6 protein-coding genes are annotated in these 6000 nt (G+C 32.1%); all 6 read right to left on the bottom strand.

Features of this window, described 5'->3' with window-relative positions; translation table 11 throughout:
• Positions 1-86: 86 nt before the first annotated feature.
• The 6 genes from KKC53_05000 to KKC53_04975 all read right to left on the bottom strand — a co-directional run bounded on the left by KKC53_05000 (position 87) and on the right by KKC53_04975 (position 5719).
• Complete coding sequence (locus tag KKC53_05000) at positions 87-1313, bottom strand: HNH endonuclease (protein MBU2598517.1); 1227 nt, start codon at positions 1311-1313, stop codon at positions 87-89.
• A 375-nt stretch (positions 1314-1688) separates the two neighbouring features.
• A complete protein-coding gene (locus KKC53_04995; protein ID MBU2598516.1) occupies positions 1689-1772 on the bottom strand; it encodes a helix-turn-helix domain-containing protein in 84 nt (27 codons plus the stop codon).
• Entirely contained in the window at positions 1769-2176 is a 408-nt protein-coding gene (gene tnpA, locus KKC53_04990) for an IS200/IS605 family transposase (protein ID MBU2598515.1), read from the bottom strand. The genes KKC53_04995 and tnpA overlap by 4 nt, the downstream gene beginning before the upstream one ends.
• 137 nt (positions 2177-2313) lie before the next feature.
• The gene (locus tag KKC53_04985) at positions 2314-2742 is read right to left on the bottom strand and encodes a GNAT family N-acetyltransferase (protein ID MBU2598514.1); all 429 of its coding nucleotides are present in this window, start codon (positions 2740-2742) and stop codon (positions 2314-2316) included.
• A gap of 108 nt (positions 2743-2850) precedes the next feature.
• On the bottom strand, positions 2851-4062 hold the full coding sequence (locus KKC53_04980; GenBank protein MBU2598513.1) for a DUF401 family protein: 1212 nt from the start codon (positions 4060-4062) through the stop codon (positions 2851-2853).
• A gap of 49 nt (positions 4063-4111) precedes the next feature.
• Positions 4112-5719 (bottom strand): phosphoglycerate mutase (2,3-diphosphoglycerate-independent), encoded by a 1608-nt coding sequence (locus KKC53_04975; protein ID MBU2598512.1) that lies wholly within the window; start codon positions 5717-5719, stop codon positions 4112-4114.
• Positions 5720-6000: the final 281 nt, after the last annotated feature.

The raw sequence follows: 6000 nt of genomic DNA, 5'->3' as shown, positions 1-6000 counted from the left end.
TTATGAAAAGAGCTTGAAGAGCTAAAGTTGACATTGATAAAACAAAGATCCCAAGATCATTTGAGTTAATATCTTTTATCTCTAAACTATCCAAGAAGACTCCTTTCAAAATCGTTAGAATTTGGTGGGAGATGAATTGGATATTTAAATTGCAAACCTTTCCCATAAGTAATTAATGAAACATTTTTGATATTAGTATCGATGATGTTAGAATCATCTGACAATCTTACCCACTTCCCATAATTAAATACACCTTTTACTTTGTAAATTTTTTTGTTGAATCTCACCATATCATTTGGCTGAAACTTGTATCTTTGTCTTCTTATAGAAGGCTTAAAACCCTTTCTGTTTGTTTGTATGGATCGGTTATTTCTGCGTGTCTGGGTTGCTATAAAAGGTTTACACCTCTTTTGACTAATACCATTAGCTATTACAAAAGAATCATTAGAATGTGATTTTTCTAAACCTAATTTAGCTCTATTATATTTAGTGATATATCCATAAGTATGAGAAACTTTATTACCCTGTTCTTTTAATTGATTGACTAATTTCCATCTGACATTATTCATGAATGCTACTTCTTTTAATGATTTATTTGCTTTTTCCTGTATTTCATGATAACCAAATTCTTTTGCCGTCTTATTACCCTTCTTTTGATTACATTTATTACAGGCTATGGTAAGATTAGAAATTCTATCTGAGCCACCTCTTGATTTTGGAACTATATGTTCAACTTCTAAAGGAACATTTGTTTTACCACAGTAAGCACATTTTCTATACCACTTCTCCAGTAGATATTCTTTTTGTTCATATCCTTGTAACTCACCTTGTTGATATTCAGTTCCCCTGATTTTAGGATTTTGCATCTTCTGGGTGTCAAAAGTAGCAACTTCAATATTGATTTGAGTAATGGGCAGTATTTTTTTAATCTTATCTATTGCTTTGATATGAGTATCCAATTTATGTTGAATAGAGGGTGCTAACCAGTCCTTCTTTTTAGCAGAAACTCTATTGTCAAATCTAGATTTCCTATGCCACAGCTTTCTACTTCTTCTTGCTCTTCTATATGTTCTTCTTTCAGATATTTTTTTAGAAACATCTTTTCTTAATTGAACTTCACCTGATATTAATTCTTGGGTATTAGTAATAGCTGAAAACCCAATCTTTAAGTAACCAGTATCTACTCCAAGCGTGACTGGTTGAATGTTTTTCTCACAATCCCAATTCAAACGAATTGTAAAAGGATTACACCTTACTACTTTTGCCTTCTTGTCTCTTATCAAATGTCTTGCCTTTGCTTGTTTACAAGGCATTAAAGGTGTTTTGTCTTAGTTTTGCACATACACTTTTTGCATAACTTATTTTCCTTCATTGTTTTGTACATATATCAGTGTAATGGCTTTAGGCCCGCTCACTGATAAGCGTGTGTTCTCTTCGGAGATGTTATTAAGTCAGTAATTTGTCCTGTACACTAAGAGTTTCCTCTTTGTTTAATACAGAACTTCCAGAGCAGTGAACTAGAGAAGTATTCACTGGTGGGTTCTTTAACTTTACTGATAACTTCTGCATATTTCTATGCCTCCTAATCAACTAGTTGCCCTCATTCCTCACGGAACAAGCCCCTTCCTTTAGGTAGGGGTAATTGACTCTTCTACATTTCGATAAATAGGAATTTGTCATAAGTTTTTTTAAAGGTTTTTATCTAATGTCCATAATAATTTTTCTTCCTGGTCTTTGGTTGGATACAATCTAAACTTATAAGTTAGTTTCATTTTTGTCTTTGACTTTCTACATATTGTTTAAGTACATCTAATGTTACTTGTCCTGTTGTCACAAGGAGATATGATCTTGACCAGAACGCTTCTTTGTACAACTTTTTCTTCACCTCTGGGAATTTTCTCTTTATTTCTCTTGAAGTTATGGTTTTTATAGTATTTAGGTATCTTGGGATGTCTAATTTTGGTTTTGTTTTAAATATCATATAAAAGTAATCTTTATCACATTCTATGTTCAGCACCTTAACATCAAATCGGATGCTTATTTCCCTGATTTTTTGTTTAAGAAAATCAACGATTTCATTATTATCAAATACATCCTTTTTATATTTCACACACTGCACAAGGTGATACTGTAGTAAGTGAACAGAATGACTTGATTTATCTAATTGATATTTCATAGTTATATATTTTATCATATAACTATATTATTATCTACTTTTTTTATATTTTAAATAGTCTAAGGTGTTATGATATTTACTAGTTAATAATGCCCTTCATTCCCCAGCCAAGTCAAGGGGATTTCTTGGCTATGGAGTTAAAAATCGTCATCGTCCTTTTTGCGAAAATATATAATATCTTTTCTTTCCTCGTAACCCAAACCTTTAGCCATTTCTTTAGATCTTTTGTTACTATCATGAATTTGCATGGCAAAAATAATACACCCCTTTTTACGAAGAACATTTTCTGCTTCAAGACACAATTTTTTTGCCAAACCTTTTCCTTGAAACTCAGGATCCACTGCAACTCTATTTAACCAACCCTTTCTTCCATCATATGTTGCTAAAACTGACCCTATTATCTTTTCATCCTGTTCTGCAACAAGAAAAAGGTCTGGATTAGCCCTTAATTCTTTCAATATATGTTCTCTGGAATCTCTTCCACATTGCTTATAGTCTAATCCAGCTCTCTCCCAGAGCTGGATTAGTTCCCCATAATTCTCTTTTTTCATTTTCCTAATCTGCATCTTTCCTCCTGCTCAACTTATCTTGTTGTTACAATAACAAATGTTAAAAATAATAAATTTGAAGGATTGTAATTGCGAGGGACAAAGTCCTGAAGCAATCTCAAATAATTATTGATATAGAAAATATAGTGAAAATGCTCCCGCAAGCATTATTAAAACTGCTGGAAAAAGTAATTTATATAACTTTTTTGAATCAGCTTTAAAATAATCTTTAGTAATAGCCAAACAAACATGAACAGGCGACAATAATACTCCAGCAAATCCAGCCATAAAAGCAAGAACAACACCACCCATATTAATTCCAGTTTCAGGAAACAAAAATGGCATGATAATTGGAAAAGAGATTCCTACTGCTGCATGAGTAATTCCAGTCATTAATCCTGCAACTAATGGAATTAAAGCAATAATGATTATATTGGGAACATTATTTGAGATTAGGTATTCAGGGAGAACATTAACAGCCCCACTTTCAATAAATGAATCTTTAAAGAGCATTAATCCAAAAACCAATACAAGCATAGATAAATACTTCTTATAATCAAAGTCTCTGTGAATTTCTGGAATATAATCTTTAAACAAAATCAATAAAGCAGTAATGACAATCGCTAAAACTATTATGATATTAATTTTGAAAATAGTAACTCCAATAATAACTGCTAATATTGGCGATAATCCAATAAAAAGATTTAAAAAAATTCTCCTTTTTGACTTCTCGAAAAAAGTCTTTGGATTTTTTCTTTTTAAATCAAATAAGAATAAAACTCCAGCAGATATTGCAAGTAAAGTTAATGGTATATTATACAGAATTAGTGTTGAAAAATTAATGTTTAAAAGCCCGCTTGTAAGAATTATTCCTGGATAAAGAGGCAAGGTGTATTCCCATACATGCCTATACCAATAATTTATTAACGTTTTCTTTTCATTTGTTACATCACAATTGTCAAGGACCTCCTCTACCAATGGAGCTGATATCATTGCACCACCCAACATTGGAAGAAAACCAACAAGTGCAGGTATAATAGCTGAAATTAATTTAACAGATTTTGATAGTTCCTTTAGAGAGTCTATAAGTAGTTGTAACCTTTCAGTTTTTCTAAGAATGTCATTGAACAGTAGCATTAATAAGACAGCTCCAATTAATTGCCAGGTCTTAGAGTTTCTTAATGTTATCAGGAGTACATCAATAAAAAGAGAGACATTCCGTTTAAAGAGAATGACAAAGAGGAAAGAACCCAATATGAATACAAATTGTAGGTTTACTTTTTTAATTAACAGAAAAGTTAAAACAGCAATTATTAAAATAAAAAGTATTATTTGCATTTAATATAGCTACTCCTTGAAAGAAGTGAATTTATATCTTTACAAAAAATCATTTGTGAGCTTCTCTACCAACACCAAATACAAGAGAGTCATAAGCCTTCTTAGTCTTATTATAATTCCTGTCTCTATCAAGTGCTATTCCTCTGCCAACGCCTGAAACAATCCTACCTATAGAGATTTTATCCATTTCCTTTGCAAACTCTTTCAGAAACACTGGAGCACTTCCTGGTTGTGTGCTTCTTCCATCAAATATAATATGCACATTCACTTTCCTTAGACCTCTATTTTTAGCAAGTTTCAATAACTCAAGAGGATAGGCCATGCTTCCATGAGAACTTTTTTTAGAAAGCAAAGCTATTAAATGAAGTGAGCTATTATGCTTCTTGGCAGAGTCTATTGCTTCAATAAAAGCTGGGTTTCTATGAAATGTACCATTTTCAATAGCAATATCAATTCTTGCATCATCTTGAACAATTACACGACCAGCTCCGATATTTATATGACCAGCTTCTGAATTTCCTGGTTTTCCTTCCAAAAGACCTACGGCTCTTCCAGCAGCCTTTAGTTGGGTAAAGGGATATTTACAAATTAATTGATCCCAAAATGGTGTGTTAGCCAAAAAGATAGGATTTGTTTCATCATTTTTACCAATTCCCCAGCCATCCAGGACTACAAGAAGTACTTTCTTTTTGCTATTCTTATTAATATCGGGATAGTTTTGTATTAAACTCTTACCATTCATAAATTCTGGCTTTGGTAATCCCATAATCTGAAGAATAGTAGGAGCTACATCCGCTAAAGACCCACCTTCTCTCAAAGAAAAATCAACACCCATCTCTTCATCAGGAGGTACTAAGATAAAAGGCACAGGACTGTCAGTATGCCTAACATTTGGAGTACCATCATCTTTAACTGCTATTTCAAGAACACCATGATCTGCTGTTATAATGGTAATATATCCTGTTGATTGAGCACCCTCTATAACTTGCCCAAGGCATTTGTCCAGAGCCTCAGCACATTTAATTTTTGCATCTAAATTATCTATATGTCCAATAACATCGCCATTTGCGAAATTAACAGCAATCAGTGCATATTTATTTTTATTTAAACCTTTTAAAACCTCTTCAGTCACTTGTGCACTACTTAACTCTGGAACACAATCAAAAAGCACTCCCTTAGGTGAAGGGACCTTAACATCATCTTCACCTGGAAAAGGTTCATTGTTACCGTCATTAAGAAAGAATGTAACATGAGCAAATTTTTCTGACTCAGCAATACGAAGCTGAGATAGCCCATGTTCACTGATTATCTCACCCATAGTACCCTTGATTTTTTCAAGAGGAGGAAATGCAATAGAAACTAGTAAATCTTTGAGCATCTTATGATATAAAGTCATCGTTACGAAATTAAGATTTTTAAAATTTACCACTGGGAATTTATTAAAAGATGGATCTATAAATGCTCTTGTCAATTGAACCTCTCTTTCACCACGGCGACAGCAGAAAATAACAGAATCACCATCCCTAATTGGCCCAATAGGCTTTCTTTCATCATCAATAAGAACAATAGGATCTAAAAAATAGTCAGTCTGCCCTTCTTGATACATATCCTTTATAGTTTTTGCTATTAAAGCTTCACCTCTTGATACGTTATTCATTATAAAATGAAGACTTCAAGACCCCTTATTAATTGAAGGGGTGAGAGCCATCCTCCTTTTCATAGATAATGTTTTATTATCTTTGTTATTTTTAGCAAGATTGTGTATATGTATTATTAATAATATAAATTTACAATTTAATAAAATTTTAATTCCTTTAAAAGAAATAATTAAAAATTTAATATCAACATAAATTAATATTTATATTTTTATGTAGGGCAACCCTTCAGGGTTACGTTTATAATTTAATTTTGAATTTATTTGCAAGGCTAAAGCCTTAC

It is taken from the genome of Actinomycetota bacterium (genome assembly GCA_018830725.1).
GTDB lineage: Bacteria > Actinomycetota > Humimicrobiia > JAHJRV01 > JAHJRV01 > JAHJRV01.
Note: the sequence above shows the minus strand (reverse complement) of the source record. Positions and strands in the feature narration are given on the sequence as shown.